Source organism: Pseudooceanicola spongiae, from assembly GCF_014899185.1.
Taxonomy (GTDB): Bacteria; Pseudomonadota; Alphaproteobacteria; order Rhodobacterales; family Rhodobacteraceae; genus Pseudooceanicola; species Pseudooceanicola spongiae.
Genome location: NZ_CP045201.1, coordinates 1398648 through 1423272 on the forward strand (window position 1 = coordinate 1398648; position 24625 = coordinate 1423272).

General features: G+C 60.7%; 26 protein-coding genes and 1 tRNA gene. 6 read left to right on the plus strand and 21 right to left on the minus strand.

The window, feature by feature from the left end; genetic code table 11:
• Positions 1-307 precede the first annotated feature (307 nt).
• Complete coding sequence (locus F3W81_RS06635) at positions 308-844, plus strand: YaeQ family protein (protein ID WP_193082833.1); 537 nt, start codon at positions 308-310, stop codon at positions 842-844.
• Positions 845-904: 60 nt separating this feature from the next.
• On the opposite strand, the gene F3W81_RS06640 is transcribed toward F3W81_RS06635, so the two are convergent.
• Positions 905-1843 carry a DMT family transporter gene (locus tag F3W81_RS06640; protein ID WP_226941894.1) on the minus strand — a complete coding sequence of 313 codons (939 nt, stop codon included), beginning with the start codon at positions 1841-1843 and terminating at the stop codon, positions 905-907.
• A 126-nt stretch (positions 1844-1969) separates the two neighbouring features.
• Here F3W81_RS06640 and F3W81_RS06645 point away from each other — a divergent pair, with 126 nt between their 5' ends.
• Positions 1970-2527, plus strand: a complete 558-nt coding sequence (locus tag F3W81_RS06645) for a bifunctional transcriptional activator/DNA repair enzyme AdaA (RefSeq protein ID WP_193082834.1) — start codon at positions 1970-1972, stop codon at positions 2525-2527.
• 125 nt (positions 2528-2652) lie between these two features.
• Here the strand turns inward: F3W81_RS06645 and F3W81_RS06650 are convergent, their stop codons facing one another.
• The 6 genes from F3W81_RS06650 to F3W81_RS06675 all read right to left on the minus strand — a co-directional run bounded on the left by F3W81_RS06650 (position 2653) and on the right by F3W81_RS06675 (position 8618).
• Positions 2653-3408: an HAD-IIA family hydrolase gene (locus F3W81_RS06650; RefSeq protein WP_193082835.1), complete on the minus strand. Its 756-nt coding sequence runs from the start codon at positions 3406-3408 to the stop codon at positions 2653-2655.
• A complete protein-coding gene (locus tag F3W81_RS06655) occupies positions 3408-4262 on the minus strand; it encodes a phosphodiesterase (protein WP_193082836.1) in 855 nt (284 codons plus the stop codon). The genes F3W81_RS06650 and F3W81_RS06655 overlap by 1 nt, the downstream gene beginning before the upstream one ends.
• Before the next feature lie 63 nt (positions 4263-4325).
• Entirely contained in the window at positions 4326-5573 is a 1248-nt protein-coding gene (locus tag F3W81_RS06660; protein WP_193082837.1) for an ABC transporter substrate-binding protein, read from the minus strand.
• A 39-nt stretch (positions 5574-5612) separates the two neighbouring features.
• Positions 5613-6506 carry a carbohydrate ABC transporter permease gene (locus F3W81_RS06665; RefSeq protein ID WP_193082838.1) on the minus strand — a complete coding sequence of 298 codons (894 nt, stop codon included), beginning with the start codon at positions 6504-6506 and terminating at the stop codon, positions 5613-5615.
• Positions 6503-7480, minus strand: coding sequence for a carbohydrate ABC transporter permease (locus F3W81_RS06670; protein ID WP_226941895.1), 978 nt, complete (start codon positions 7478-7480; stop codon positions 6503-6505). Before F3W81_RS06670 ends, F3W81_RS06665 begins: the two co-directional genes overlap by 4 nt.
• Complete coding sequence (locus F3W81_RS06675) at positions 7473-8618, minus strand: ABC transporter ATP-binding protein (RefSeq protein ID WP_193082839.1); 1146 nt, start codon at positions 8616-8618, stop codon at positions 7473-7475. The genes F3W81_RS06670 and F3W81_RS06675 overlap by 8 nt, the downstream gene beginning before the upstream one ends.
• A gap of 88 nt (positions 8619-8706) precedes the next feature.
• Here F3W81_RS06675 and F3W81_RS06680 point away from each other — a divergent pair, with 88 nt between their 5' ends.
• The gene (locus F3W81_RS06680) at positions 8707-9603 is read left to right on the plus strand and encodes a LysR family transcriptional regulator (RefSeq protein WP_193082840.1); all 897 of its coding nucleotides are present in this window, start codon (positions 8707-8709) and stop codon (positions 9601-9603) included.
• A gap of 108 nt (positions 9604-9711) precedes the next feature.
• On the opposite strand, the gene F3W81_RS06685 is transcribed toward F3W81_RS06680, so the two are convergent.
• The 3 genes from F3W81_RS06685 to F3W81_RS06695 all read right to left on the minus strand — a co-directional run bounded on the left by F3W81_RS06685 (position 9712) and on the right by F3W81_RS06695 (position 11228).
• Positions 9712-10194, minus strand: coding sequence for a response regulator (locus F3W81_RS06685; protein ID WP_193082841.1), 483 nt, complete (start codon positions 10192-10194; stop codon positions 9712-9714).
• A 146-nt stretch (positions 10195-10340) separates the two neighbouring features.
• Positions 10341-10688: a response regulator gene (locus F3W81_RS06690; protein ID WP_193082842.1), complete on the minus strand. Its 348-nt coding sequence runs from the start codon at positions 10686-10688 to the stop codon at positions 10341-10343.
• 462 nt (positions 10689-11150) lie between these two features.
• Positions 11151-11228, minus strand: a tRNA-Val gene (locus tag F3W81_RS06695).
• Between the two features lie 160 nt (positions 11229-11388).
• Between F3W81_RS06695 and F3W81_RS06700 the strand changes: the two genes are divergently transcribed.
• From F3W81_RS06700 to F3W81_RS06710, 3 genes are read left to right on the plus strand one after another with little or no spacing between them, the layout of a single operon-like run.
• Positions 11389-12447, plus strand: a complete 1059-nt coding sequence (locus F3W81_RS06700) for a DUF4123 domain-containing protein (protein WP_193082843.1) — start codon at positions 11389-11391, stop codon at positions 12445-12447.
• A complete protein-coding gene (locus F3W81_RS06705) occupies positions 12444-13409 on the plus strand; it encodes a T6SS immunity protein Tli4 family protein (RefSeq protein ID WP_193082844.1) in 966 nt (321 codons plus the stop codon). Before F3W81_RS06700 ends, F3W81_RS06705 begins: the two co-directional genes overlap by 4 nt.
• Position 13410: 1 nt before the next feature.
• Positions 13411-14781 carry a lipase family protein gene (locus tag F3W81_RS06710; protein WP_193082845.1) on the plus strand — a complete coding sequence of 457 codons (1371 nt, stop codon included), beginning with the start codon at positions 13411-13413 and terminating at the stop codon, positions 14779-14781.
• Between the two features lie 351 nt (positions 14782-15132).
• Here F3W81_RS06710 and F3W81_RS06715 read toward each other — a convergent pair whose 3' ends face one another.
• The 11 genes from F3W81_RS06715 to F3W81_RS06765 form a co-directional block, all read right to left on the minus strand.
• Positions 15133-15708 carry a hypothetical protein gene (locus F3W81_RS06715; RefSeq protein WP_193082846.1) on the minus strand — a complete coding sequence of 192 codons (576 nt, stop codon included), beginning with the start codon at positions 15706-15708 and terminating at the stop codon, positions 15133-15135.
• 335 nt (positions 15709-16043) lie between these two features.
• Positions 16044-17066, minus strand: a complete 1023-nt coding sequence (locus F3W81_RS06720) for an RES family NAD+ phosphorylase (protein ID WP_193082847.1) — start codon at positions 17064-17066, stop codon at positions 16044-16046.
• Between the two features lie 5 nt (positions 17067-17071).
• Positions 17072-18007: a sce7725 family protein gene (locus F3W81_RS06725; protein WP_193082848.1), complete on the minus strand. Its 936-nt coding sequence runs from the start codon at positions 18005-18007 to the stop codon at positions 17072-17074.
• A gap of 7 nt (positions 18008-18014) precedes the next feature.
• Positions 18015-18905, minus strand: a complete 891-nt coding sequence (locus tag F3W81_RS06730) for a sce7726 family protein (RefSeq protein ID WP_193082849.1) — start codon at positions 18903-18905, stop codon at positions 18015-18017.
• Positions 18906-19304: 399 nt separating this feature from the next.
• Positions 19305-19490, minus strand: coding sequence for a hypothetical protein (locus F3W81_RS06735; RefSeq protein WP_226941898.1), 186 nt, complete (start codon positions 19488-19490; stop codon positions 19305-19307).
• Positions 19487-19714 carry a hypothetical protein gene (locus F3W81_RS06740; protein WP_193082851.1) on the minus strand — a complete coding sequence of 76 codons (228 nt, stop codon included), beginning with the start codon at positions 19712-19714 and terminating at the stop codon, positions 19487-19489. The genes F3W81_RS06735 and F3W81_RS06740 overlap by 4 nt, the downstream gene beginning before the upstream one ends.
• On the minus strand, positions 19711-19920 hold the full coding sequence (locus F3W81_RS06745; RefSeq protein ID WP_193082852.1) for a hypothetical protein: 210 nt from the start codon (positions 19918-19920) through the stop codon (positions 19711-19713). The genes F3W81_RS06740 and F3W81_RS06745 overlap by 4 nt, the downstream gene beginning before the upstream one ends.
• Positions 19921-19948: 28 nt before the next feature.
• Complete coding sequence (locus F3W81_RS06750; protein ID WP_193082853.1) at positions 19949-20611, minus strand: glycoside hydrolase family 108 protein; 663 nt, start codon at positions 20609-20611, stop codon at positions 19949-19951.
• Between the two features lie 75 nt (positions 20612-20686).
• Positions 20687-20998: a hypothetical protein gene (locus F3W81_RS06755; protein ID WP_193082854.1), complete on the minus strand. Its 312-nt coding sequence runs from the start codon at positions 20996-20998 to the stop codon at positions 20687-20689.
• Between the two features lie 43 nt (positions 20999-21041).
• A complete protein-coding gene (locus tag F3W81_RS06760; protein WP_193082855.1) occupies positions 21042-23672 on the minus strand; it encodes a hypothetical protein in 2631 nt (876 codons plus the stop codon).
• Positions 23672-24625 (minus strand): hypothetical protein, encoded by a 954-nt coding sequence (locus F3W81_RS06765; RefSeq protein WP_193082856.1) that lies wholly within the window; start codon positions 24623-24625, stop codon positions 23672-23674. The genes F3W81_RS06760 and F3W81_RS06765 overlap by 1 nt, the downstream gene beginning before the upstream one ends.

Genomic DNA, 24625 nt, shown 5'->3' on the forward strand with positions numbered 1-24625 from the left:
GTGGGCGGGTCCTGCGGGATCGAAGGGAAACCGAGCGGCGTCTCCAGCCGTCGGCACTGCTGAGGGCGTCCGCGTCGCCGAAGGGTTCGGGAAGGGGGATGTCCGCTCCATGCGTGAGGTTGCAACACTGCCCCTCTGCCCGGTCAGGCTCGGCAAGTATCGCGGTACCATCACACCGCGCATCTGTCTTGGAGCGATCCGTCACCCACCCCGGCAATCCCTGTTTGCATAGGGGCCTCTGCTTATCCGCTTTCACATGCCCACCGGACGCGTTAAGCATCCCCTCTTCGCTATTCCGGGACTGATCATGGCGCAAAAATCCACTATTTATAAAGTTGAACTTTCCGTGTCCGACATGGATCGTCACTATTATGAGACCCATAAACTGACCGTTGCCAAACATCCCTCCGAGACGGATGAGAGGTTGATGGTGCGCCTTCTCGCCTTTGCTCTGAATGCCAATGAGCAGTTGGAACTGACCAAGGGCCTGTCCACAGATGACGAGCCGGACATCTGGCAAAAGAGCCTGAGCGACGAGATGGAACTCTGGGTGGCGCTGGGACTTCCGAGCGAGAAGGTCGTGCGGCAATCCTGTGGCAAATCCAAGAAGGTGATCATCTATTGCTACGGTGGCAGAACGGCTGAAATCTGGTGGGACAAGATCAAGAACAGCACCACGCGCTTTGACAATCTTCAGGTCTTCAATCTGTCGGAAACGGATACCGGTGATCTGGCGAAACTGGCGAGCCGGTCGATGAAGCTGCAGGTGAACATTCAGGATGGCGATGTCATGGTCAGTGTAGACGATAGCATCGTCTACATCACGCCGGTGTCGTGGAAATAGGTCTGCTCGTTGCGTATCGACCCGCCCGCGACGCGCTGAAGGGCGCGGCGCAAAGCGCCGTCATTGCTTGGGCGCGTGCGAAGGCGCGTCCGCTGTGCCTTTGCCTTTCATGCGATCCGCGATGCGCCCGTCAATCGCCAGCAGGCCAATGCCGATAAGGGCCATGCCGATATAGTGCTGGCGGGCCAGATCCTCGCCCAGAATAAGCGTGCCCAGCAGGATGGCACTGACCGGCACAAGCAGGGTGACGAGGCCGACGTTGACCGCCCCTGCGGACGCCAGAATGCGAAAGTAGATCACATAGGCCAGCGCGGTCGAAACGATGGCGAGCGCCAGAACCGCTGCAATCACCGGCAGGCCGGGCAGCGGCAAGGTCCAGGGCCGGTCGACGATCGAGACGATCGGGATCATCATGGTGGTGGTTGCGGCCAGCTGACCGAAGGCCACCTGCGTCGACGTCAGGCGCATGGCCTTGAACCTGCGCCCGTAAACGCTGGCAAAGCCATAGGCCAGTGCCGCCCCGAGACAGGCCAGCATCCCCAGCGAGGCAATGCTGGCGCCGCCCAGAAGATCGCCGCCGAGCAAGACGACCACACCCAGAAAGCCGAACAGCAGTCCGATGGCCTTGTGCGTCGCCATCCGCTCGTCCGCCAGAAGGAAGTGCGCGACGATGATCGCAAAGATCGGCGTCGCCGCATTCAGGATCGAGGCGAGGCTGCTGGGGATCATCGTCTGCGCCCAGAACAACAGGCTGAACGGCAGCAGATTGTTCAGCAACCCCATGACGAAGAAGGGCAGGATCGCCCCTCTGGCGAAGGGCCATCTCTCGCCCTGCAACCGCAGTATCCCGATCAGGGTCAGGGCCGCGATGCTGGCGCGCAGGCTGACGATGGTCAGGGGCGGCAGCTCCTTTATCGCGACGGCGACAAAGAAGAACGAGCCGCCCCAGAGGAGAGACAGCAGAAATAGAAGGGCCCAGTCCTGTAGGGTCATACGCATGGCATTATCCGCAAACGGTTGATCTGGGCGGGGTATACAGACTTCCGTGGCGGAGCACTGGCCCTTTTCGGACCTCATCATCCGTCCCTGCTCGTCAAAAGCGGATTTCGGCTCTACTCTCGCGGCATGCTCGATTTTGACACATGCAACGAGGCACGGTTGAGGCGCGATCCGGCGTTTGACGGAAAGTTCTTCACAGCTGTCCGCACGACCAAAATCTACTGCCGCCCGGTCTGCCCGGTGAAGCATCCACTGACCCGCAACGTCAGCTATTATGCGACGGCGGCGGCGGCCGAACAGGCGGGCTATCGCCCCTGTCTGCGCTGCAGGCCCGAGACCGCGCCTTTCTGTGCCGCGTGGAAAGGTACGCAGACCACGGTGGAGCGGGCCCTGAAGCTGATCGAAGACGGGGCGCTGGATTCGGCGAGCGTCGCGGCGCTGGCGGATCGTCTGGGGGTCGGCACCCGGCATCTGTCGCGCCTGTTCAGGGATCACATCGGGGCCTCGCCGCTTCAGACCGCGCAGACGATGCGGATCGGACGTGCAAAGCGCCTGCTGGACGAAACCACGCTGCCGATCACCGAGATTGCATTCCAATCGGGCTTCGGCAGCGTCAGACGGTTCAATGCGGTGTTTCAGGCGCTCTACGGGCGGCCGCCGTCGTCGATCCGCCGGCGAAAATGAGGACCGCCGACGGGGCGGTGTGCCTCAAGCTGCCCGAGGCGTTTTTGCGCGGCATGGAGATTTAGAGGGGGCACTGCGAAAGGCCTCGGGGAGCGCCCTCGACCAGGCGATCCCTCAAGGCCTTCTCAATGTTGCGCGTGACGCTTGTCGGCCCGCCCCGCCGCGAGAAAATGGTCGAGATCCGTCCATTCCCCATGATCCGCGCCCACCAGAGCGCAGTCAAAGCCGAGCCGCGCCGCGCCTGCGGCGTCCGTCTTCGGGTTGTCGCCAATCGCAAGAACGCGGCGCGGATCGCCGGACAATCGCACAAGGGCGGCGTGGTAGAGGCCCGCTTCGGGTTTGCCGATCACGGTATAGCGCAGGTCGGGCAGAACGCTCAGAACCGCTGCAAGCAGACTGCCGGTTTCCGGCACTGGCATGCCATCCGGACCGGGGTGGCTTTCATCGGGGTTGGCGACAAACAGCTCTGCGCCCCGCGCCAGCAGTGCGATCACGTCGCGCAGGTCACTGTATCCGAAGGTCTCGTCCCGCGTCAGCAGGACATGCGTCGGCTCAGCGCTGTCAAGCGACAGACCGAGGGGCTGCGCATAGGCGCGCAGATCGGCACTCGCGTAGAGCCTGAGCCGCACGCCACCGATCTGCGCCAGATGATCCAGCGCGGCGGTGCCCGCCAGCACGATCCGCTCTGGCGGGGCCGAAAGGCCAAGCTGCTTGAGACGGGCCGACAGGGTGGCAGGCGTATCCGTGGAATTATTGCTCAGGATGATCAGCCGGTCACCGGCGTAGTCGAGCAGAGCCTTTGCCCCCGGCAGGACGGTTGTGCCGGAAATCAGACAGCCATCGAGATCGCAGAGAAAGCCGTCATAGGCGTCAAGGTGCATCAGAACCGCTCCAGGTCTTGGGGTGACGCAGCGGCGGCAGCGTCCGAGGATTCCAGATCGTAGACCGGACCGTCATAGGCGAAGGAGCAGTCATGGATCAGGATCGTGCCATCGGTGACGGTGACATAGGCCAGATCGGGGGCCTCGATGCTGCCCATGATCCGGCCCGGCTGGTCAAATTCGTGATGAACCTGGTGCATCAGGGCGCGCTGGATATGGAACGGGATGCCGTGCCACAGCCCGGTGATCGGGCGATGAACGTGACCCATGAACAGGTAGTCGGGTTTGCGGCCCGCGCGCGCGAAGGTCGCCAGTTCGGCGGCATCATCGTGCAGGCGGATGGCGTCCATCGGCGGGATCGACAGGTCCATCGGCGGGTGATGCTGGAACAACAGGACAGGCCGGTCAGCGGGGGCTTCGCGCAGCGCGGTTTCCAGAAACGCGAGGCGGTCGTCGCAGAGCGCGCCGTGATGCACCTGCGGCTCGTCGATCAGCGTGTCGAGGGTGATCAGGCTCGCCTGATCAAATACATGCAGACCCTGCACAAAGCCATTATCGTCGCGCGGGGCATCCGGGAAGACCGCGCGGAACGGCGCACGGGCGTCGTGGTTGCCGACCATCAGGATCACCGGGATCGAGAGGCGCGCAAGCTCGTTCTGCAGGCTCTCATAGGCGGCCTGTTCGCCGCGGTCGCTCAGATCGCCGATGATCACCAGAAAATCCACCTGCGGCAGGCTGTCGAGGAAATCGAGCGCGCGTCTGAGGCAGGTGCGGGGGTCGAAGCCATAGATCGTCTGGCCGTCGGGGACAAAATGCAGATCGGTGAGAACGGCGAAACGGAGGGGAACGGTCATCTTCATATCCTTCGGAAATGCAGCGCGGCGACAGCGCCGCCGCGCCTTGTGAGTGCGACGGGTTTAGTGCGGCAACAGGGCGTTGACCTCTTCGACCATCTCGTCGCGCAGCTCTGTCATATCAGTGGCGTCTCCGACGAAAATAGCTTCGAGATAGTCCTCGATCACCTGTGTTACGGCCAGACCGTTATCGCCGGGATATGCGAACCACTCCGACAGCAGCGGCAGCTGATTGACGGCGGTGAGCTTGTTGGGGTTCTTGGCATAGAGGTCCTGCATCAGCAGCTCGTTCGCCACCTTGTTCGGCGGCACGTAGCCGGTGGTCAGCGCCACGGCGGCAGCACCCTCGCCCGAGGTGGTGAACTTGATGAACTCCCATGCGGCCTGAAGGACCTCTGGGTCCTGCGAGGTCGAGGTCAGCATCGCGGAGTTGCCGCCAGCCGGCAGCGCCTGTGGCGCGCCGTCGAACCCCGGATAGGGCGCGGTCACAAAGTCCCAGTCGCCGACCTTGGAGCGGTCGACAAAGCCGACATAGGCGGTCGAGCTGAAGAACATGCCCAGTTCGCCCGCCGCCAGTGACTTGGCCGCATCGCCGCCGATGACGTTTTTCATGCCGCAGTCCTGAAAGATCGCCTTGGCCGTCTCAAGCGCCCTGAGGCCCTCGGGGTTGTCCATGTTCAGCTTGCCGTCCTTGATCATCGGCACCCCCTGGCTCCACATCGCGGCCTGCAGCAGCCAGTTGCCGGAAATGTTCCACTCCCAATAGAGCGGCTCCTTGTCGGTCTTTTCCTTGATCAGCTGGCAGGCCGCAATGACCTCGTCCCAGGTCGCGGGCAAGGTATCCACGCCGGCGGCGTTCAGAATGTCACGGTTGTAAAAGCTGATCGGGGTCGAGACGGAGAACGGCAGGCCATAGATGTGCCCGTCAAAGGTCGACAGGTCGAGCATGGCCTTGTGATAGCCCTCCGTCTCGAAATCCGGCTCGGCGGCGATATAGGCGTCGAGCGGTTTGGCGATGCCACGCTCGACCAGCAAAGCCTGACGGTTCAGCGCCTGAAAGGACACGTCGGGCAGCGTATTGGCGACGGCTTCGCGCAGGACGGTGTTGGTTGCGTCCTCGTAGTTCTCATACGTGGCGCGGAAGTGGACGGTGATGTCGGGATGGGATTTGGCAAAATCCTGCATGATCCGTTCAAAGGTCAGATCGAAGGTCGCGGAATAGGCGTAGCCCACTTCGATATCGACGGCATGGGCCTGAGTGGTCGCCATGGCAACCAGCAGAGCGGTGGAGAGAGGCAGAAGCTTTTTCACGGGAGAAATCCTTTGGGAGACTGGCAGTGTGAAGGGGGGTTATTTCATGCCCGACAGCGTGATCCCGTCGATGAAACGGCGCTGTGCGAGCAGGAAGGCGACGACAAGGGGCACGGCGATGATCGTGGCGCTGGCCATCATCGGGCCGTAGAAATCGCCGCCCAGATCGCCTTTGAATTCGCGAAGGCCCAAGGGCGGCGTGAACAGGCTGCGGTCGCCGGTGATGACGATGCGCGGCCAGAAATAGTCGTTCCAATGCGCCACGACCGAGAAGATCGCAAAGGCCAGCAGCGCCGGGATTGCGGTGGGCAACATGACGCGCCAGATGATCGCGAACTCGCCCATGCCATCCATGCGCGCGGCGTCGATCAGATCGTCGGGCACGGTCATGAAGAATTGCCGCATCAGGAAGATGCCGAAGGCCGACACGGTCCAGGGCAGGATGAGGGCGGCGTAGCTGTTGGTCAGCCCCAGCTTCGCCAGCATCAGATAAAGCGGCAGTGCAATAGCATGGACCGGGATCAGCAGGCAGAACAGCACCAGCGCAAAGGCGGCGTCGCGGCCCCAGAACCTGAGCTTGGCCAGCGCATAGGCGGCAGGCACCGCGACCAGCGTCTGCAGTGCAAAGATCGACAGGGTGACGATGACGCCGTTCAGCAGGTAGCGCCACATCGGCGCTTCGGTGAAGGCCTTGGTGTAGTTGTCGAGCACGGGGCGCACGAGGCAATCGGCCTTGCTGCCGCCGAGGGTCAGGCAGGTCTGATCCGCAAACAGCGCCTGAGATCCGAACACGCCGCCCGTGCCTGTGGCAATCTCGGCAGGTGATTTGAGCGAGGTCGAGATCATCACGTAGAACGGCAACAGCACGATCACGGCGCCAAGGATCAGGACCACATGGGCCAGCGTCTGGCGGGTGGAAAAGCGGTAGGTCATTGGTAGTGCACCTTGCGTTCGACAAAGCGGCGCTGCGCCACGCTGATCAGCATGACAAAGGCCAGAAAGAGGATGGTGATCGCCGCGCCAAGGCCCACAAGGTTCTGCGCAATGCCCTTTTCGTAGATCGCATAGATCATCACATAGGTGGACTTGGCAGGCCCGCCGTGGGTCAGCGCCTCGACCGTGTCAAAGACCTGAAACGAGCGGATCATCGTGATGGTGACGACAAAGACCGTTGTTGGCCCCAGCATCGGCCAGGTGATCAGGCGAAACCGCTCCCAGCCGCTCTTGACGCCATCCATGGAGGCTGCACCGTAGAGGTCACTCGGCACCGAGGTCAGACCGGCCAGATACAGCACCATGTTGAAGCCGAAGCTCTGCCAGACGCCGATGAACGCAAGGGTATAGAGCGCATAGTCCCGATCCCCGAGCCAGAGCGGAAAGCCCTCGGCGCAGCCGCGCGCAAACCATGGCCACCACTCCAGCGGCGTGCCGCACCCCATGGCAAGCGTACGGTTCACGATCCCCAGCGTCGGGTGCAGGGCAAATTCCCAGACAATGGCCATGGCCAGAAGCGACGCCATGACCGGCAGGAAATAGATGGTCTTGTAAAACGACTGCCCGACGTTGAGCGAGCGGATCAGAAGCGCCGCCCCAAGGCCCAGGAAGACCGAGGCCGGGACCACGAGCACGACGTACAGCACCGTGGCCACGATCATCTTGCGATAGGAGGAGCCGGTGAAAATGTCGACGTAGTTGCGCAAACCCACCCAGTCGATGCTCGGGCGACCCAGGGTGTAGTCGGTCATCGACAGGATCCCCGCGACGACAACGGGCACGATCAGGATCAGGATCAACAACACAAACGCCGGCGCAAAGAGCACAATCCCAGCACGGGCCTGCCGACGCTCAGGGCGCGCAATCCGCTGCTGTTTCGGGACGGCGTGAGAGAGGGAAGCTGCATCAGACATGGCTTGCCACCTTTTCAATCGCGACCACGGGGGCCGCTTTGCCCGCAACGTCAAAGCCGCAGATCCGTGCCGGGTCCGCGGTCAATTGCATCACGTCACGGAGCTTGACGCGGCCCCGCGCCTCGGACGGTAAGCGCACCGTCACCGGCAAGGGCACACCGGCGGCGTCCAGTTGCACGAAGAGGTCAGAGCCGAGGTTCTCGATCAGCCGCACGCGGCCCACGACGAAGCCATCCTCATCACACGGGATCAGCGCCTCGGGGCGCACGCCCAGATGCTCGATGGGGGTGCCCCCTGCCCGCAGCCCCGTGGCCATGTCGCACATGTGGATCGCGCCGCTGGCATCGGTATCGACCGGCAGGATGTTGATCGCGGGCGAGCCGATGAACTGTGCCACCCGGATATCCTGAGGGTGGTCATAGAGCGCGTCAGGCGTGCCGACCTGCAGCAACTCGCCCTCCATCATCACCGCAATGCGGTCGGACATGGTCATCGCCTCGGCCTGATCGTGGGTCACATAGACAAAGGTCGCGCCGAGGCTGCGGTTGAGCTGGGCAATCTCGGCGCGCATATGCACCCGCATCTTGGCGTCGAGATTGGACAGCGGCTCGTCCAGCAGAAACGCCGAAGGCTCGCGCACCAGCGCCCGCCCAACGGCAACACGCTGACGCTGACCGCCCGAGAGCTGCCCGGGCTTGCGGTCGAGCAGATGCGCGATGTCGAGCATCTCGGCCGCTTCGCGCACGGTGGTGCCGATCTCGGTGCGCGTTGCCTTGCAGCCGGGCAGCAGGCGACCGACCAGCGGCAACCGCTGGGCGCGCGACAGACGGCGCATGGTCAGCGGCACAGCGATGTTTTCGGCCACGGTGAGATGCGGGTAAAGCGCGTAGCTTTGAAACACCATGGCAAGGTCGCGGTCTGCGGCATGCAGCCCGTCGACCGGTTTGCCGCCGATCATCACCGAGCCGCTGGTCTGACTTTCCAGCCCCGCCAGAATCCGCAGCAAGGTGGATTTCCCGCAGCCCGACGGCCCGACGAGCGACAGAAATTCACCGTCCGCGACGTCGAGCCCGACGCCCTTGAGCACATCGGTGTCCCCAAATGACTTTCGGATATCTCGGAATTGGATAGTTGCCATGACGGCCCCCTTCGCTCTGTTCGGGGGCTTCATAGGAAAGTTCTACGACAGTCATGTTACGGTTACAGGGAGTTCCTATAGGGGACGCATGAAGACCTTGTTGCCCAAAGAGGCGCTTGCCGCCCTGACCCTTGCGCGCCTGCGCGCCCTCAACAGCGTGATGGAAACCGGCAGCTTTTCCGCCGCCGCACGCCGTATGGAAGTCTCGCAGGCGACGATCAGCCAGCAGGTGCGCGATCTGGAACGGGCGCTGAGCGTGGAATTGTTCAAACGGATCGCCAATGACATGGTGCCCACGTCGCTCTGTCAGGACATCTACAAGACCTCGCGCGAGATCGAGGATGCGGGAGAGCGCATTGCGAAAATCCTGTCGCAACACAGCACGTTGGAGCAGGGCGAGCTGCGCGTTGGTCTGGGAAATCCGTTGCCGGGGATGGCGCTGATTGCCGCGTTTCAGGATCATTTTCCAAACGTGAACGTGAAGATCGAGATGGGCAGCTGGAGCAAGATCGTGCAGGCCGTGACCGAAGGCCGCGTCGATGTGGCCGTGCTGCCAGAGGTTCCCGACCAGCCCCGCTTCAAACGGCGCAAGATCCAGAGCCAGTCCGTCGTGGTGATCGTCCACCCCCAGCACCCGCTTGCGACCCAAGCCGAGGTGACGTGTCGCGACCTGATGCAGGAGCGGCTGATCATGCGCACGGGAGGCTCCTCAACCCAGCGTGTCGTCGATGAAGCCTTTAAGACAGCAGGGCTTTCTCCGCGGGCCTCCATCGTGCTCGATACTCGCGACGGCGTTCTGGATGCTGTCGCCCATCGGCTCGGGGTTGGCTTTATGTGGAACAAGGGCGCCAGCCGTCAGGATGGGTTCATCCAGATCCCCTGCCGTGACATGCATCTTGAACGGGCCGACTACGTCTTTACCCTGCGGGCCACCAAAGGCACCTTGCCGGAGGTTTTCTTTGCCTTCGATCGCCGTGAAATTTAGGGACTCGAGCATTCCTTGCCCGAGGGGCCGCTTCAGAGGCCATGGACATATTTGCTGAGGTATCAGCGGGGCGGATGCTCGCGACCCGCGTGCCCAAGGCATCTGATTTTAGGGACTTACCTCCATTTCAGCGGCGCGATCATTCCGGATATGAGAGCTGAGGCTATCGATCAGCTCACTCATCGGCCCGGTGGATTTGTGCAGCAGCGCAAGTTCTGTCTGGATGGCATCCTGATCGCCGTCATTGATGCTCTCCTCCAGCAATTCTGTAATGCTGTTGGCCTGCACAATCGGGGCGCGGAAATCATGCACCAGAACATGCGCGAAGGTCAGAATCTCCTGCTGCTGTTCGACCTTCCAGCGCATTTCAGCGGCATCTCGCCCTGTCTTCAGCAGACGCTCTACCGCGTTCCGGCTGATTGAGCGTTTTGGAATGTAGTCAGTTGCCCCAAGCAGGATGGCCGACTTTGCGACAACGTCGTCCGCTTGGCCCGTCATCAGAAAAATCGCTGCCCGTGGCCACTTTTCCGCCAGCGGTTCTAGCACGCTGAGGCCATCTCCGTCCGGCATTCGCTGATCCAGAAAGATCACATCGACATGCTTCAAATCCGCAGCCTGTGCCTGCCTTGCGCTCTCAAAGCCTTAGATGTCAGCGCCAGCATGGATCTGGCGCACCAGCCTTTCGACCAGTTTCCGGTCAACTAGATCATCATCCACAATCAATATCTTCAATGTCGTTACTCTGCTGCAGCCGGGCCTAGGGTGATGTCCGGCATCTCAACAACGCGCCAGAAGTGGTCCAGCGTTTCGATGACGATCAGAAAGTCCTCGCCTGCGGTGTTCTTCAGGATGTACCCGGCGATATTCTGGCCGTAGGCCGCAACCTTGTCCTTTTCCTCGTTGGAGGTGGTCATGATGAACGCGATGGCGCGGTGCAGGTTCGGGTCCTTGCGAACCTCGGCCAGAAACTCCAGCCCGTTCATGCGGGGGATGTTCAGATCGACCATTAGAATAGACTTCTCCGGTGGCGTTCCTTTTTCGCCGCGCAGATGCTCAAGCGCTTCGATGCCATCCGTCAGCCGCATTATCGGGTTGCCGATGCGCGCTTTCAGTAAGGGGCCGAACGGCCTTGGCGTCACCATCATCATCCTCAACCAATATGATGGTCACCGCATTGGAATTCGGTTCTGTGGCCACGGCGCTCATCCCGTAAGGTCTTCTGCCGCAGTGGTTTTAGTTGGATGTTTCGGCCAGGTCAGAACAAAAGACGCCCCGCGCAGCCCGTCAGAGATTAGCTGTATTTTTCCACCTGAGGTTTTGACGTACTTCAGAACCATCGCCAGACCGATGCCGCTGCGCTCCAATTGGTCGCAGGCTTTGGAGGTCCTCGAGAACTGACCCGCCCTGGCGTTATGTTTCCTGGTTCATGACGTGGTTAATGCCACTGTCTCCTTCCGTTTCCTTTTCGCTGTCTCGGAGCTGGCTTTGAGCCGATATCCGCGTTCGGGTCCAGACTTCTCTCGGTTTCCGTTATCGAAGAGGTAGACTGGTGGGTGATAAGGGATTTGGACCCCTGACATCTTCGATGTGAACGAAGCGCCAACCAGCCAAGCTATTGAAATCCCGTCCAAGGAACTGTTTTTAAAGGGTGTCTTTTGGCGGCTCTGCCAAGGTTTCCCAGTTCATGCAGGTTCAATGAACTGGGGAGCACTTCGTAGATGTTCAGCCCCTGCCTCAAGGTCGGATTGCTGATCGCATTTCGGCTGTGGCACCCGGAGCGATCGTATGTCACACCATGCGGGAAATTTCTTTTGCGAGGCAGCGGCGGAGATGCCTGACAGTGGCTGGCCATGGTACGGTGACGCATCCCTGGAACTGAGCGATCTTGGTCCGGGTATTGATGTGATCCCTGACTTTGCACCCTTGGGCCCTCAATTCGGGGTCGCGTCTCCGCTGACGATCCCGCCTGCCCTGCGTGACCTTCTGTTTTCAGAAGGCCCCTTGATGGCGGATCAGCGCTCCTTAAACACCTTCGCCGTTCTCGATGCAGCTCGGGTCTTTGGACTGGTCGAGAGTCTGGAGGACTCGGGGCTGGAACATGGATGCCTCTTCCAGGGTAAGGCCGCCGACGACTTCAGGGATGTGGCGCCTTGGATCGTGCGCCTTGAACAGAACAACCGTTTCACCCGATCCATCTTTACGGAGGGTGAAGGATCTTCGGATCTCTGGGATCGTGACGCCAGTCTTCTGCTCCGGTCACCGATGTCTCTGGAGGCATTGCGCAGGCATTTCCGCAAGTTCACGAAGGTGCGCGATACGGAGGGGAAGTGGTTTTACCTTCGGTTCTGGACCGAGAGCTTCTGGGCGGCCATCGCCTCGACCCCAGACCTGATGGGGCATCCGATTGCAGCGGGATTACTCCAGGACATATCCCTGTTGATTCTGAAGGTCGAACAGGGGAACGCTTGCTGGACCGTGACACCGACCCGCAGCGATCAGCCAAGGCCCGGGCGAATTGCCATAGACGACGACCTGCGGGGCGCCTTGAACGCAGAGATCGACAGACGCCGGGTCAACGACGAGATACGCTATGCCCTATCTGGTGCAAACCCCGGGAAAATGACCTTTCAGGAGGGGTACAACCTGCTGAAACGGCTGAGATCCTGGCTGATCCAGTGCGGCTTCAGCCAATCGGATCAGCGCGGTACCGCCATGCGCCTACTGGTTGATAAAAGCCTGTTGCAGGGCAACCCATGGCCCCTATCGTTGCGCGAGATGCTGAGCGATCGCTCACGCGGAGTCGGTATTCGCTTGTGGATGCTTGAAATGAAAGACTGGGAATGACGATGTCGCTTGGCAGATCGACGCGCACCACCGCGTTCCTGATCGTTGGGGGAGCTATCGCTGCCGCTGCGGTGACGCATTCAGTATGGAGTGAGCCTATGCAGGAACAACCTTTCGCAACCCGAGCGGTCTGCGCCGGACGCTATGACCTGAACATTCCTGAGGGGTTCGAGATCCGCATCGATGCAGCTCTGCTCAACGGTTTTCAGGTCACGACCCTGGGGCAGATGGATGAGCAAACTCTCAGAACAACAGTAGAGACCCGCCGACGCAGCTTGGAGGACGGCGAAACCGACGCCTCGGGCGAGCAGACCCGCCTACGATGGGCGCGTGAAAATGGCAGAACGACCATCCTTGCGTCGGATGTCGTGATCGACATCCCCGGCGTCGTGCTGGAGTCTTACGAAGTCGAGGCCTACAGCCGCCAGAACGGTACAGTTTTCAAGCTGGTTGGGACCATCACGCAGGAAAATGAGGCGGACGAGCTGGCCATGCTCACGCATGTCGCGGAGGGTCTGCGCGACGAAGATGGGCCCGGGTTCTGCCTTGACAGCGGACGTTACCCTGAGCGCCTCGACTGGCAGGTGGTAGAGGCCTTTATTCACGACCCAGACATGGTGGGCTATGGCATGACGCTCTCCATTTCGGACGGATTGCGCGCGCCCTCGGATATCCCTGACCCCGCCAAGACACTGTCTCCGAACGCCACTTCTCGGCAGATCGCCGATCAGCCTGGATATGAGACTCAGATCGTGACCCCCGGTGCCACCGGACGTGAAGACGGCGTCGCGATCAGGTTCATGGCCTCGGCCGGACAAGAGGCCAAAGCGGGCCAGCCTTTCGTCACCATCGGCGCAGAGCTCTTCAAGGACGCTGAATCCGCCGACACCCCACCCTACGATACGCAAACGTCCCGCGCCCTGTGGGACAGTATCCTGACGAGCCTTCGGCCGAGGCCCTAGTATGACGGGAAGCGCCACTCAGAGCTGTCCGCTCAACGTCATCTGCCCGGTCGTGTTCGTGCCCGGCATCATGGGAAGCCGGCTGCGGAACGCGTCGACCAAACAGGTTGTCTGGGACCCCGGTGCCAGCTCCTGGAGCCAAGCATGGGACACCATCGGGCTAGCCACTTCGGGTGCCGCCGCGAAGAAACGAATGCTTATCGGCGGCCCCGGCAGCTCGTTCTCGCCCGGTTATCTGGAGGTCGCTCATCATCGATCGGGCTGGCGCGCCGACCGGGGGCGCAACGGTCTGCTGGGGACCTACCTGCCCTTTTTGGACTGGCTTGCCCGCGACGAAGTCACCCGGATCGACGGCTGCGTCGTCATGATCCGGTTCATGGTGTGGGCCTATCCCTACAACTGGACGGATTCCAACCGAGCCTCCGCAGCAGGATTGGGAGCGGTCGTTGCTGAGGCCGGAGCCGTAGCGTCAAAGGAAGCGGAGCGACTGAACAGGCAGTCCATGAAACCAATTCTGGTCACGCATTCGATGGGTGGGCTCGTAGCGCGCGGTTACACGCAACTGCTTGGCAAGGCCTCTGACGTGCATGGTGTGATCCATGGTGCCATGCCGACTCATGGCTCGCCCGAGCTTTACAAGCGTATCCGCGGCGGCTTTGAAGGCGCGACCCGCCATGTCCTGGGCAGTGATCAGGCTCAGGTCACAGCCACGGCGGCCAACATGCCCGGTCCGCTGGAGCTGGCACCGAACCGGGTCTACAAGGATGTCCCGGGACGCAAGCCTTGGCTGCGGGCACTTGACGGCGTAGGCAACAAGTTGTGGGAGCTCCCTAGGGCCGACCCTTATGCGGAAATCTATGCCAATGCCGTGGACTGGTATCGCCTTGTGGACCGATCCTTGCTGGACCCCGGTGGCAACCCGACCAAGGCATGGACTGCCTGCCTGCGGCAGATCAACAAGGCCAGAAGCTTTCACGTCCCGTTAGAGAACAACGCCTATCACCCCAACACCCGGATGTTCTACGGGACGGCCCGCAAGACTCGCGACCATGTCGCATGGCGACCGATGGAGCGGTTTGCAGGCGCCTATCCGGTCAACCCGGTCGCCAATGCCTCTTCTGGAAGGGTGAGCCTGCGAGGCTCCAACCCCAATGATCCAGGCGGACCTAAAACCTTCAGCCGTACCCTTCAAATGGACGGGCCAAAGGCACAGGGCGATGGCACTGTGCAGGCTGGCTCCGGGCTGCATGTCAACCAGATGTCGGTCGCTGTTACCGATGGCTTTGAACATCAGGGCGCCTACGACTCGCGTGAGGCGCGCGACCTGACCAGGGACTGGCTGGTCGCCATGGTTAAAGAGGCTGTTGCTTGAGGGAAGCGCTGGTCGGCCAGAGCGGACATTAAAGCGGAGCGCAGCGTATACCCGCAGACAGCCCATTCGCGACCTTTGTACCTGGTGCAGCATGACTCGTGGCGCCGACACGAAGGGCGGGAAGCGGTCGTTCGCTGCTGCTGCGAAGCGCTGGACGTCTAGGGCGGAGAACTGCCGTTCGCTGCACCCAACACCAATGACTGCGCTGCGCAGATAGCGCCGTTTGCAAAGTCGCGCCTACTGGATGTCCTATCGCCCAAAAGCTGCCCGTCAAGGCCGATAAACGCTCTGGCATAGGTAGCGTTCTGGTCGTTCTGCGGGAGGAGGCAAAGCCTTTACAGCTCCGAAAAGTCAATAACGCGTTCTTGGGATCGAGCCTATAATTGGCAATCGTTTGATGGCTTTCTCCGCCTGTCGCTTATTGGCATCCGCATCATTCATTGCAGCAAACAGCGCCTCATACTCCACATGCAGCTCAGAACCAGAAATCAACTCTTTTACCCAGCCTGCGTTGCGCAATGGGTCACAAATAGAGGAAAATGACTGTCCAGAGTTTCGTAGTCTTCGATAATTTCTGATGTCTGAGCTTGAGATCCCTAGTCGACACATCTCACGATGTTCGGCGGCCATAGACGGCGCCGAGAGCCTTTCAAAATAATTATCAGCCAACGGATTGATAAGTGACAGTAGGTTTTCGCGGGACGACCAGTAGTCATTCGCCGCCTTCTTGGCGGCCGTGGCCTCCTCTCTCGATACCAAGGATTGATACTCAATCTGCCAAACCTTAGAGCAATCGTTGCAGCCGATGTAGTAGTCGATGTCAGCGCTACTCCAAGGATTGTCCTGTGTTGTGACTGATTTTATTATTTTCCCATTGCCACAAGGGCAGGAACAGATCGGAAAATCGACAGTTTCAGATGTACTCATGCTGACCTTTGTTTCGTTTGGGGGGGCAGGGGAAGGGAAAGCTTACACTCTTTTTTCGAGGGCTCGGGTCATTGTTCTAAAGACGTACACAACTCTTGCAAGCTCAGCTGTCGTAGTGGTCTTTCGTGCTGCTTTGCCACTTTTAGCGCGAGGGTCAATTTTGAGCGCATTTTCCGATAGAAAACGTCAGTGCGAGCCGCAACTCCGGACAGTACTTACGCAGATACTGTGTTTTACATAACCACAGCCCAACGGTCGGGACCGGATACTCCCTGCAGCATGCAGCCCGTTGCCGGAGCGCGCAATAGGTTACCCGCGGTACAATGGTACTCTCTCTAAACGGCATCTACCTCTACCGTCACCTTAGTTACGTTGTAGATAGTTACATTCTCGCCGACTGCCTGTTTGGGATCGAATAGAGCAAGATTGATGCCATCGCTAACTGAGCTTCGGTACACTACGCCGTCAAAGCCACTTTTCTTAATAAACTCACACAGATACTGGCTTGGAATATAGTCTATCGCCGCGCCAGAAGGCTGAACCGGCCTCGTCAATTCCTCCCCCAGGCGTTCGAGGAACGGCAAGTCAGCGCGCAGCTGACCGATCTCGCTCGCGTCGGTTAGGATGAAAGGGGAGACGAGTTTGCGAGGATTGCGCAAGTCTACGGCCTTGATTTCGGGAATCGTAAAATGAGCGACACAAGCAACCTCGCCTGTATGAGGCCTGATCTCGGCAATGGCCGTATCTGGAAGTGACCCAAGATAGAGATAGGGAATGCCGGCAGGATTGGCCCTACCATTGGACGAACGCCGTCGCGGTGGCGCTCCCATTTTTTCAATTGGAATTATCTCATCTTCGCTACGGATGCGAGCGCGGTACCAATCCTGGGGCAATTCCGGCACAATAAGCATGTCGAGTAGAAGTTTAAGCCGATCTTCGTCTATAGCGACGTTGAGAAACCAACGATTGGAATACATCATCTCATCACGCAGCTTGTCCCATTGCGCGAGGCCTTTGCTAATATAGCTTGCTGCTGGGGCAAAGCCGCGTCGGACTATATCACCGTCATTGAGAATTTCGCCGAGCAGTTCTTTCGCATGTGCTGTGTCCATCCGCTCATGGCTGAAGAGTTGCCAATCGTCTTTCATCCATTCGATCAAAGACTTTCCGCCTTCGCTCGGCTCATAGACGTTAACCAGCAACTCGAAATAGTTCGCAAGCTGTTCCGGCTCGAGAAGTTGAGTGTCTGTAGTTCCACAAAAATCACACGTCCCGTGGTCAGGATTTAGCGATGGAAAGAGCTGACCGCGCAAGGCACGATCATCAAAGCATTCCGGGCAACAGAAACGTTTAGCCATTTCGCTTAACCCAGATAAGCCGCTAGAGTCTCGATATGATGCTTCATCGAAAGCTTTTTCACCGTACCAAGGCCTGGGAAATGACCTTTTTCGTGGAGCAGACGAAATTCCTTGATTGCCTCTGTCTCTAGTATATGCGAACTGCCGCTGTCTAGTTTCGCGATCAGCTTCGCCAGCGCTTGGGCAAACTTTCCTGCAGGATCAGTCGGTGTGTCCTTCGTGTCCGAGACGAAGTGATAGATGTACATGACATCGTCTTTGTCAGGATCGATGAACGTGACATGGATCGCTACAGCATAGGCCGGACCGCCACCCTCGCTGTAGGCGTCGCCGACCGTGAGAAAGTCACCAAAGCCCACCATGCCCAGATCGCCATAAGTAACATGAAGATCTGAGAACTCCTCCATCTCCTCATAATCAGCATTGCGTTGTCTCTTGAATCCATCGCGCACTAGGACACGTGTGCTCTTATCGAAATGTTTTCGATAGAGCAGCTTTGCATGATCTTCCACGAACACGTTGGTGAGTTCGGACATGTCCTCTACTAGCGCCGCCGCCAATTCCTTGGGTGCCGTGAAGCCTGCATGGACCAGAACAGGATCATGATCCGCGTGTTGCTCAAAGCACGTCATCACGTCTTTAACCGTCATGCTGCTGCGCAGTAGGATGCCAGCGTAGATATTCTCGAAGTCACTGAACTCTTCTTGAAGAAGGCTGGTTATGTTCGCCCCGTCCTCTTGGTGGTCGCCGTAATTGGGGTTCACGATTACAATCGCGTGTCCACCGGCGCTGCATACAGCCTCCAAGGCCTTTTTGAGCCCGGTTAACGATTCGCGGACGGGCTCAATAACAGGCACGAAGTTCATTTCGGCAAATAATTCCGCCATCTCGCGTATCGTAATTAATTCAAACTGCTTTCCGCGAAAATAGGGGTGATACATGCGTCAGCTAGCTCCAGGTCATGGCTACGTGCAGCGGGGTCGCTATGGCGTCGATCAAGCGCTGATGATCAGAGCGGCGCACCGAAACTGACAACGCCGCAGCTTGCAAGGACTTTGGCATACAATTGACCAGCTCGCCTAGCGGTGCAAGATCGCGTGTCCGCTTGAGGGTCCGCACCATCTCGATATGTAGTCGTACAGGGTCAAGCGTTGCAAAAAGGTCGCGCATCACGGCGTGCCGCTGCGTATTGGGTACCTGCGGCACCGTCACTCCCAGCGTCTCTAAAATTTCTTTTGCTTCAGCGGAACGTAGAGACTGAAAAACAGTCAGTGGGCAGATGCGTTCTGGACAATCAACCGCTTCGCGGACGGTATTGATCCGATATCGCTTGGAAAGGCACATTACCCCGACGTCGTTAGGGACGGTTGATAGTACCCCCTTCACATGACTTTCGCTGGCTATAACGTTGACTTTTGCAAAAACGCGCTTGTAGTTTTCGACCTGATTGGCCAGACGTGTAAGGGAATCCCGCTCCGACTTGATTTCATAAACTGTCGCAGTACCATTCAAGATAACTAGATCTGCTTTGCAGTTACCTGCGCGAAATTCATTGAGCATTGAGGCCGTGCTGAGAGAATGGGTCCCCATCAGCACTTTGTGGCTAATTGCCGTGCGATAAATGTATTCGTCGCGGTTTCCTGCAACTTTCAGATTCTCGAATGCCGAGTCGAAGGTGTCGCCTACCGTCGCACATGAGTAGACATCATGGATCAGATCGGTCTGTCCAATAAGCCGACGGAACAAGCCGGAACGGCCTTTCTTCGCCATCTCACGGTAAACGGAGGCAGAGAAAAGTCGCGTCAAAGCAGATAGTTGCGCTGAGCTGTTAATGTTCATTCCCCTACTAGCACTGCATGTCGCTTCTTTTAGATATTGCCTCTTTTAGCCTGAAACACTCCATAATGGAAACGGGGTCTTGCTGGTTCCGTCGAGCGGCAACTTCGAACTAACGCTTCGGCTACGCCTTGCCCTGTACGACCGGCAGCTTTGGGCTGCCACTGAACCTATGATGCGCTCAGGACGAAGGTCCGGTTCGGGCCGTTCGCGCCGTCTTGCCTTCTGTTTAGCCGCTCCATATCGCCGTCCGCTCGCGGCTACGGGCGACGATTCCGGAAGGTTTGGCGACGGTGCTTCTGGTCTCCAAACGATACTGCGCGGTGGCTGCGTTGTTGCACCGCTGCCACCGTGCAAGGGGCACGTTGTCTCTGCTGGCGGGGCGTTGTCGCCCCGATCAAGTCACCGGCAAGCGCCGGTCATCGCCGCGTCGGTAACCGCAATCCATACGCCGAGGGCGTTGTCGGGCAGCGGCCTCGGCATGTGGCTGCGCTCTGCTCCATAGGTCTGACACCCTGCCCCGCTCGGGATCTCGGGCGCGCAGGCGGCAAGGGCCAGGACGATCAGCGCAGCCGCCGCGCCCCTCATTTCCACGCCTCATCATTTTGGCGGGCGATCTCTTCGGGCGACTGATCGGAGCGCAGCGCCTCAGAAGCTGCTGCCCTGCCCCGATCGGTGCGCCGCAGATCCTCGCGCGCCTGATCGATCTGCGCTGATTGGCGGCCGCCCCCGCGCACAGCGACCAGCGCCGCGAGCACCAGAGCCGCTCCGGCCACCAGCTTCAGCCAGATCCGTGACAGCAGTGCACTCATGTCGTGCCCCCGCGTTTTTTGACCAGGCGGCTGGCGGCAAACGTTCCACCGAAGACGGCAAAGCCCGCCAACACCTCGACCAGCGGATCGAGAGCGATCGTCAGCGTGCCGGCGTCAGGATTGAACGTCGCCCAGCCCTGCCCGGCCACGAAGGCCCCGACAAGATAAAGCGCCATGCGAATAAACAGGCCAATGGATCCAGCCATCAGGTATCTCCTTTTCAAGGTGTTGCGCTCAGGCTGCGCCAGGCGCGTTAAAGAACCGCGACAGGAACGTCGCGATGCCTGAGCGATCTGCTTGCCGGGCCTTGGCCGGGGCGCTGTGCACAGGGGCCGGGATGATTGCTGCCGCCCGCGCCAGACGGGTCGCACGATCGAGCACGCCGCAATCGGCCACCTGCGCGCCAGCCTGCTGGCCGATGACGCGCACCGACCAGCCCGCCCCGAAGGTGCGCCAAGTTCGCAGCCCCTGCAGGAAGCGCATGCGCCGGGCGCAGAGCGCGGCAATCACCGCCTCGATGTCGGACGCATTTGCTGCAGCGATTGTCTGCGCCCCGACCACGCCGTCAACCGTGACGCCCAGCACCCGCTGCAGCTCTTTCGCGGCCCACGACACGCCAGAGTTCACCGCGTAGTCTCCGGCGCAGTAATCAAGGCCAGAGGGCAGCAGATCCGCGCCAACCTTGTCGAGGTACTGGTGCGCGATGATCGCCTCGGCCTCAGCCTTGGAGACCCCGCGCACCGCGCGCAGGCGCTGGCCGTGCATCCGGTTCCAAGCGTCAAAGGTCGCCTGCGTGATACCGCGATCGGTAGCGCCGCCGGGATCGTCGGGGTGATGCACATAGCCACCCTCCGACAGGCCGATCCATGACTGGATGGCCGGGTAATTGCTCCGCATATCTTTCTCCTTCAATGCAAAAGGCCCCGGAAGATCCGGGGCCTTGGGTCGTTATTGCGGGCGAACTGGAGGGCCTCAGGGCGGCCTCTCAAGCAGCGCCACAGCGGCGGCGACCAGACAGCCCACGACCAGCCAGACCACCTTGTCGAGCGCGCGAAAGAAGATGCCCCGACCAATGCTGAGGCGCTCCAGCAGCACGACCTTTTCTGCCAGGAGCGCCTGATCGTGGGTGTACTTCTGCGCCAGCGCGCCCTGTTCCCGGTCATAGCGATCCATCCGCTTGAACAGCGTCACAAGCTGTTCCTGCATACGGGCCTGCTGGACCACCACGTCAGACAGCTTGTCGAGCGTCTGTTCGATCCGTTCCAGCCTCTGCTGATCTGACATGCACGTCCTCCGCCGTTTCGTCTGAGTGTCATTCGCGCAGCCCTCACGCACTCCACACGACAGAGAAGTTGCAGGTGATGTCGATCCGCGCGCGCCCCGACCTCAGGTAGAGCTTCAGCGTGTCGCCCGCGTTCAACAACATGTCCGGACCGTGGCTCTGGTTGAGGGTGTCCTGCTCGGGATCGCCCTCCGCGTCATGGGTCCACTTGTTCAGAATGTCGGTGCCATTGCGGCGAATGACGACCGTGGCCGTGAAGCCATCCTCCGCCTTGACCTTCGCGCTGACCCTGTAAACCCCCGAGCGCGGGATGATCACCAGGCCCGTTGCCGGGTCATACATCGCACAGCTATCCCTGAACTCGTTGAAGGTCAGAACGACTTCGCCCCCGGCGGCATCGACAACTGTCGATCCGACGCCCTGCGCCGCAACACAGGGCAGGACTTCGATCCCGTCAAAATAGGAGATCAGCGGGATATGCACCCCGCCCGGCGTGTAGTCCGTCACCGGCAGATGCGGCGCGCCGAGAACGTAATTCCCGCCGGTGCCCGAGGGGACAACCTTATCGACCCACTTGTTGATGCGCGCGATATTGCCCTGTGCGCCGCGCACGATGCTCACGCTCGCCCCCGGATAATGCTTGCCCGTGAGAGAGATCACGTTGCAATCCACATAGGCATCGCCCTGCCCGCGAATGATGCAGGTGTCCGTGGCCAGACTGATGCCACCGGTCGCAATGTCGTACCCGGTGATCGCACCGATGCGGCCAAAGCTCTCCTGCAGAGCAACCAGAGCGGCATATCGCGCGGTCAGCTCGACCCCCTCAAAGTGCAGGGTGCCGATCTCAAACCCGTCGCAATTGCGGATGTCCAGCAGCGCATCCGACGCGGCGGTGCTCTCGATCACCATATTGTCGACCACAAGCCCCTTGGTCCCCCGCAGCTGCACGGCGACGGCAAGGCCCGGCTGCAGCTGGGTGACCTTGGTTCCGTCCTCACCAGAGCGGGTGATGCTGAGAGGCTCGCCGCCCGACGCGAACGGGGCCAGGACCGAGATAGAATGGATCACGCTGGGCGTATTGCCTTCGTTTGTGGGCCAGATACTCACCCCGACGACAGAGAACCGGAAGGCCCGCAGCGCGTCGATCTCATTGTCGAAGAACCAGTTCTTCGCCAGGGCTGGATCCTGGGCAAAGCCCTTCGCGGCCCCGAAGACCTCAAGAAAGCCCAGCTTGGAGTGCGACAGATCGCGGAAGGCGACGCCGATGCTTTCGGGGTTCGTGGGGTCCTGGAAGACACTGTAGATCACCCGGATATCGCTGGTCCTGATCCCCCGGCCATGCAGGATCAACCCCCGCGTGTTGGACGCCCCGACGAGAATGCTGCCCCTGCCGACGAACTCAAGGCGGCCACTCTCGGGCAGGCCCGCATCCTCCGGTGCACCGCGGCCAGAGTTTGTCCGAAAGAGGATCGGCCCGGTGATCAGCACCGGACCATCGACACGCGCGCAGAGACCATTCGCCACGCAGTAGGCAAAGAACCGGTTCAGCGCGTCGGTGTCATCCGTCACACCGTCACAGGCCGCGCCCATCTGGCGCGCGTTCATCACGCCGTTGACCGGGACGCCGTACAACTTCACGCCGCCAGCCGTGACAAAGTGGGCATCGACGGCATCCGCTGCTGCTTCCTTCAGGGGCAGGTTGTCGAACGTCTGCCAGAGCGCGCCCTCGCCCCGCGACGCCTCGAACGAGGCCAGCAGCACATTGGAGGTCGTGTAGATGCGCGGCACAATGGCACTGAGCCGCTTGATGTCCCAATGGCCTGCCGCCACAGTGGTGGAGGGCTCAGCCTGCAAGGCCTGCACACCATCGCCTACTGCGAAGGTCAGGCCGTCCCGCGTCCCGGCGACGGAGACTTCCCACCAGTCCCCCGCAGCCACACCAGCGCCACCCGGAAAGGGCGTTGCCGGGTTCCATGATCCACGGCGACGCTCGCCTGTCGAGATTGCAGCGATCCCGCCCTGCACCTCGGCGATCCGCTGTTCGCGCGCGAGCGCCTCCGCAGCCAGCGCCGCCGTGCGGGCCGCCGCCTCAGTGGCAAGGGCGGCAATGCGTGCGGCTGTCTCTGCGGCGGTGGCATCCTTGAGCGCGCCAAGCGACAGGCGGCTGCTCTTCACCCAGCGTTGCCAGACGTAGCTGCCGCGATAGGTGCCCGCATTGAGAACCGGGTTTCCAGGGCGATCATAGCCGCTGGCCGTTGCCTCAAGGTGCGACCCGATATCGGCCGTCCCGACCTCAGCCGTCTCCCCCTCATAGCGGACCGGCTGGGCCTTCAGGCCAGAGCCCGCCCCATCATCGAACGCCTCAAAGAAACGCGCGACGGCCTGCGCATTATACGCTGAAGCCGCCGCACCGGCCTGCGCCGATTGCGCCACCGTCTTTGCAGCCTCGGTCGCGCTCCGCGCGGCTTGCGCATCGACATTGGCGCTGTTGGTCTGATCGTAGGCGACCAGCATCTCCGCCAGCGCGCTGCTGACGCCCGACGACAGCCCCGCCAGTTGCGGCGCGCCCGTTCCCGTGAACCACTCAAACAGAGCCTGCGCGCGCGACGGAAAGGTCACGGGATCGCCCTCGGAGGGCAGCAGGCCATTGAAGGGCGTAAAGTCTGGAACCGGCATCAGGCCACTCCTGTGATGGTGAAGGAATATTCGTACTCATCGGGCAGATCCTCGCCCCACTTCACGGGGCCAAGAATGCCGAACTGGACGCTGGAGGCGCGCGTGGTGGAGCCGATGGCCGCCACCAGCGACCCGGAGTTGCGATCCAGCTCAGGCTTGACCTGATCCCAGAGCGCCTTGGAGGCGACGACCCGATAATCCATCTCGACCCGTGTCGGCCCCTTGGCCAGCGTCAGGCTGCCATAGTCGTTGAAGCTGTAGCGGCTGCCGCTGATCGAGCGGCCTTCGGTGCCGCCGACCTGCGCCGCGCCAATGGCAAAGCTGGCGCCAAGGAAGATCTCGCCCAGCCGAACTTGCGCGCCCTGCAGGGCAAGCACGATCCGCCGGGTCGGCCCCGGAATATCAAGCGCGATGAACTTGTCCGAGTAGGCCGAGAAGGCATCAAAGAACCAGCCCCACCAATTCCCGACCTGCCGCCCCGAGAGACCGCTCTCGCGGTCCAGCAGCACCTTTTCGTTCAGGTCCAGACAGATCAATCGCACCCGGCTGGCACTGACCCCGAACAGGATCAGCGTGTCGATCCCCGACAGCCCCGGCAGGTCGAGAATGACCGGGGTCGAGGCTGGCTCGATCCCGAACGCCGGATCGAGCCAGGGCACCTCTGCGCCCGGATCCTCAGAGGCCACGGTGGCATTGTTCAGCACCCCGTCAAAGCAGGCGAAGGCGTTGGTGTAGCGATCAAACACCCACCGCGCCGCCACCACCGACTGATCCTCAGCCAGCGGATCGAGGCCGCGGTTGTCCGGGATCGCCGACTGATAGATCCGGTGATCGCGCACCACCCGGGCATTCAGCGGATAGCTCGTGCCCGCAGCCCAAGCCGGCGCATCCTCCTCAGGGATCGAACAGCGCACCAGCCCCAGATCCGGGGCAAATTTGCGTGAGATATACAT

Bases quoted from the DNA above. Each gene is read 5' to 3' on its own strand.
- F3W81_RS06635 (WP_193082833.1), top strand. From the start codon at position 308: ATGGCGCAAAAATCCACTATTTATAAAGTTGAACTTTCCGTGTCCGAC.
- F3W81_RS06640 (WP_226941894.1), bottom strand. From the start codon at position 1,843: ATGCGTATGACCCTACAGGACTGGGCCCTTCTATTTCTGCTGTCTCTC.
- F3W81_RS06645 (WP_193082834.1), top strand. From the start codon at position 1,970: ATGCTCGATTTTGACACATGCAACGAGGCACGGTTGAGGCGCGATCCG.
- F3W81_RS06650 (WP_193082835.1), bottom strand. From the start codon at position 3,408: ATGCACCTTGACGCCTATGACGGCTTTCTCTGCGATCTCGATGGCTGT.
- F3W81_RS06655 (WP_193082836.1), bottom strand. From the start codon at position 4,262: ATGACCGTTCCCCTCCGTTTCGCCGTTCTCACCGATCTGCATTTTGTC.
- F3W81_RS06665 (WP_193082838.1), bottom strand. From the start codon at position 6,506: ATGACCTACCGCTTTTCCACCCGCCAGACGCTGGCCCATGTGGTCCTG.
- F3W81_RS06670 (WP_226941895.1), bottom strand. From the start codon at position 7,480: ATGTCTGATGCAGCTTCCCTCTCTCACGCCGTCCCGAAACAGCAGCGG.
- F3W81_RS06675 (WP_193082839.1), bottom strand. From the start codon at position 8,618: ATGGCAACTATCCAATTCCGAGATATCCGAAAGTCATTTGGGGACACC.
- F3W81_RS06680 (WP_193082840.1), top strand. From the start codon at position 8,707: ATGAAGACCTTGTTGCCCAAAGAGGCGCTTGCCGCCCTGACCCTTGCG.
- F3W81_RS06690 (WP_193082842.1), bottom strand. From the start codon at position 10,688: ATGCGGCTGACGGATGGCATCGAAGCGCTTGAGCATCTGCGCGGCGAA.
- F3W81_RS06700 (WP_193082843.1), top strand. From the start codon at position 11,389: ATGTCACACCATGCGGGAAATTTCTTTTGCGAGGCAGCGGCGGAGATG.
- F3W81_RS06705 (WP_193082844.1), top strand. From the start codon at position 12,444: ATGACGATGTCGCTTGGCAGATCGACGCGCACCACCGCGTTCCTGATC.
- F3W81_RS06710 (WP_193082845.1), top strand. From the start codon at position 13,411: ATGACGGGAAGCGCCACTCAGAGCTGTCCGCTCAACGTCATCTGCCCG.
- F3W81_RS06715 (WP_193082846.1), bottom strand. From the start codon at position 15,708: ATGAGTACATCTGAAACTGTCGATTTTCCGATCTGTTCCTGCCCTTGT.
- F3W81_RS06720 (WP_193082847.1), bottom strand. From the start codon at position 17,066: ATGGCTAAACGTTTCTGTTGCCCGGAATGCTTTGATGATCGTGCCTTG.
- F3W81_RS06725 (WP_193082848.1), bottom strand. From the start codon at position 18,007: ATGTATCACCCCTATTTTCGCGGAAAGCAGTTTGAATTAATTACGATA.
- F3W81_RS06730 (WP_193082849.1), bottom strand. From the start codon at position 18,905: ATGAACATTAACAGCTCAGCGCAACTATCTGCTTTGACGCGACTTTTC.
- F3W81_RS06735 (WP_226941898.1), bottom strand. From the start codon at position 19,490: ATGAGGGGCGCGGCGGCTGCGCTGATCGTCCTGGCCCTTGCCGCCTGC.
- F3W81_RS06740 (WP_193082851.1), bottom strand. From the start codon at position 19,714: ATGAGTGCACTGCTGTCACGGATCTGGCTGAAGCTGGTGGCCGGAGCG.
- F3W81_RS06745 (WP_193082852.1), bottom strand. From the start codon at position 19,920: ATGGCTGGATCCATTGGCCTGTTTATTCGCATGGCGCTTTATCTTGTC.
- F3W81_RS06750 (WP_193082853.1), bottom strand. From the start codon at position 20,611: ATGCGGAGCAATTACCCGGCCATCCAGTCATGGATCGGCCTGTCGGAG.
- F3W81_RS06755 (WP_193082854.1), bottom strand. From the start codon at position 20,998: ATGTCAGATCAGCAGAGGCTGGAACGGATCGAACAGACGCTCGACAAG.
- F3W81_RS06760 (WP_193082855.1), bottom strand. From the start codon at position 23,672: ATGCCGGTTCCAGACTTTACGCCCTTCAATGGCCTGCTGCCCTCCGAG.
- F3W81_RS06765 (WP_193082856.1), bottom strand. From the start codon at position 24,625: ATGTATATCTCACGCAAATTTGCCCCGGATCTGGGGCTGGTGCGCTGT.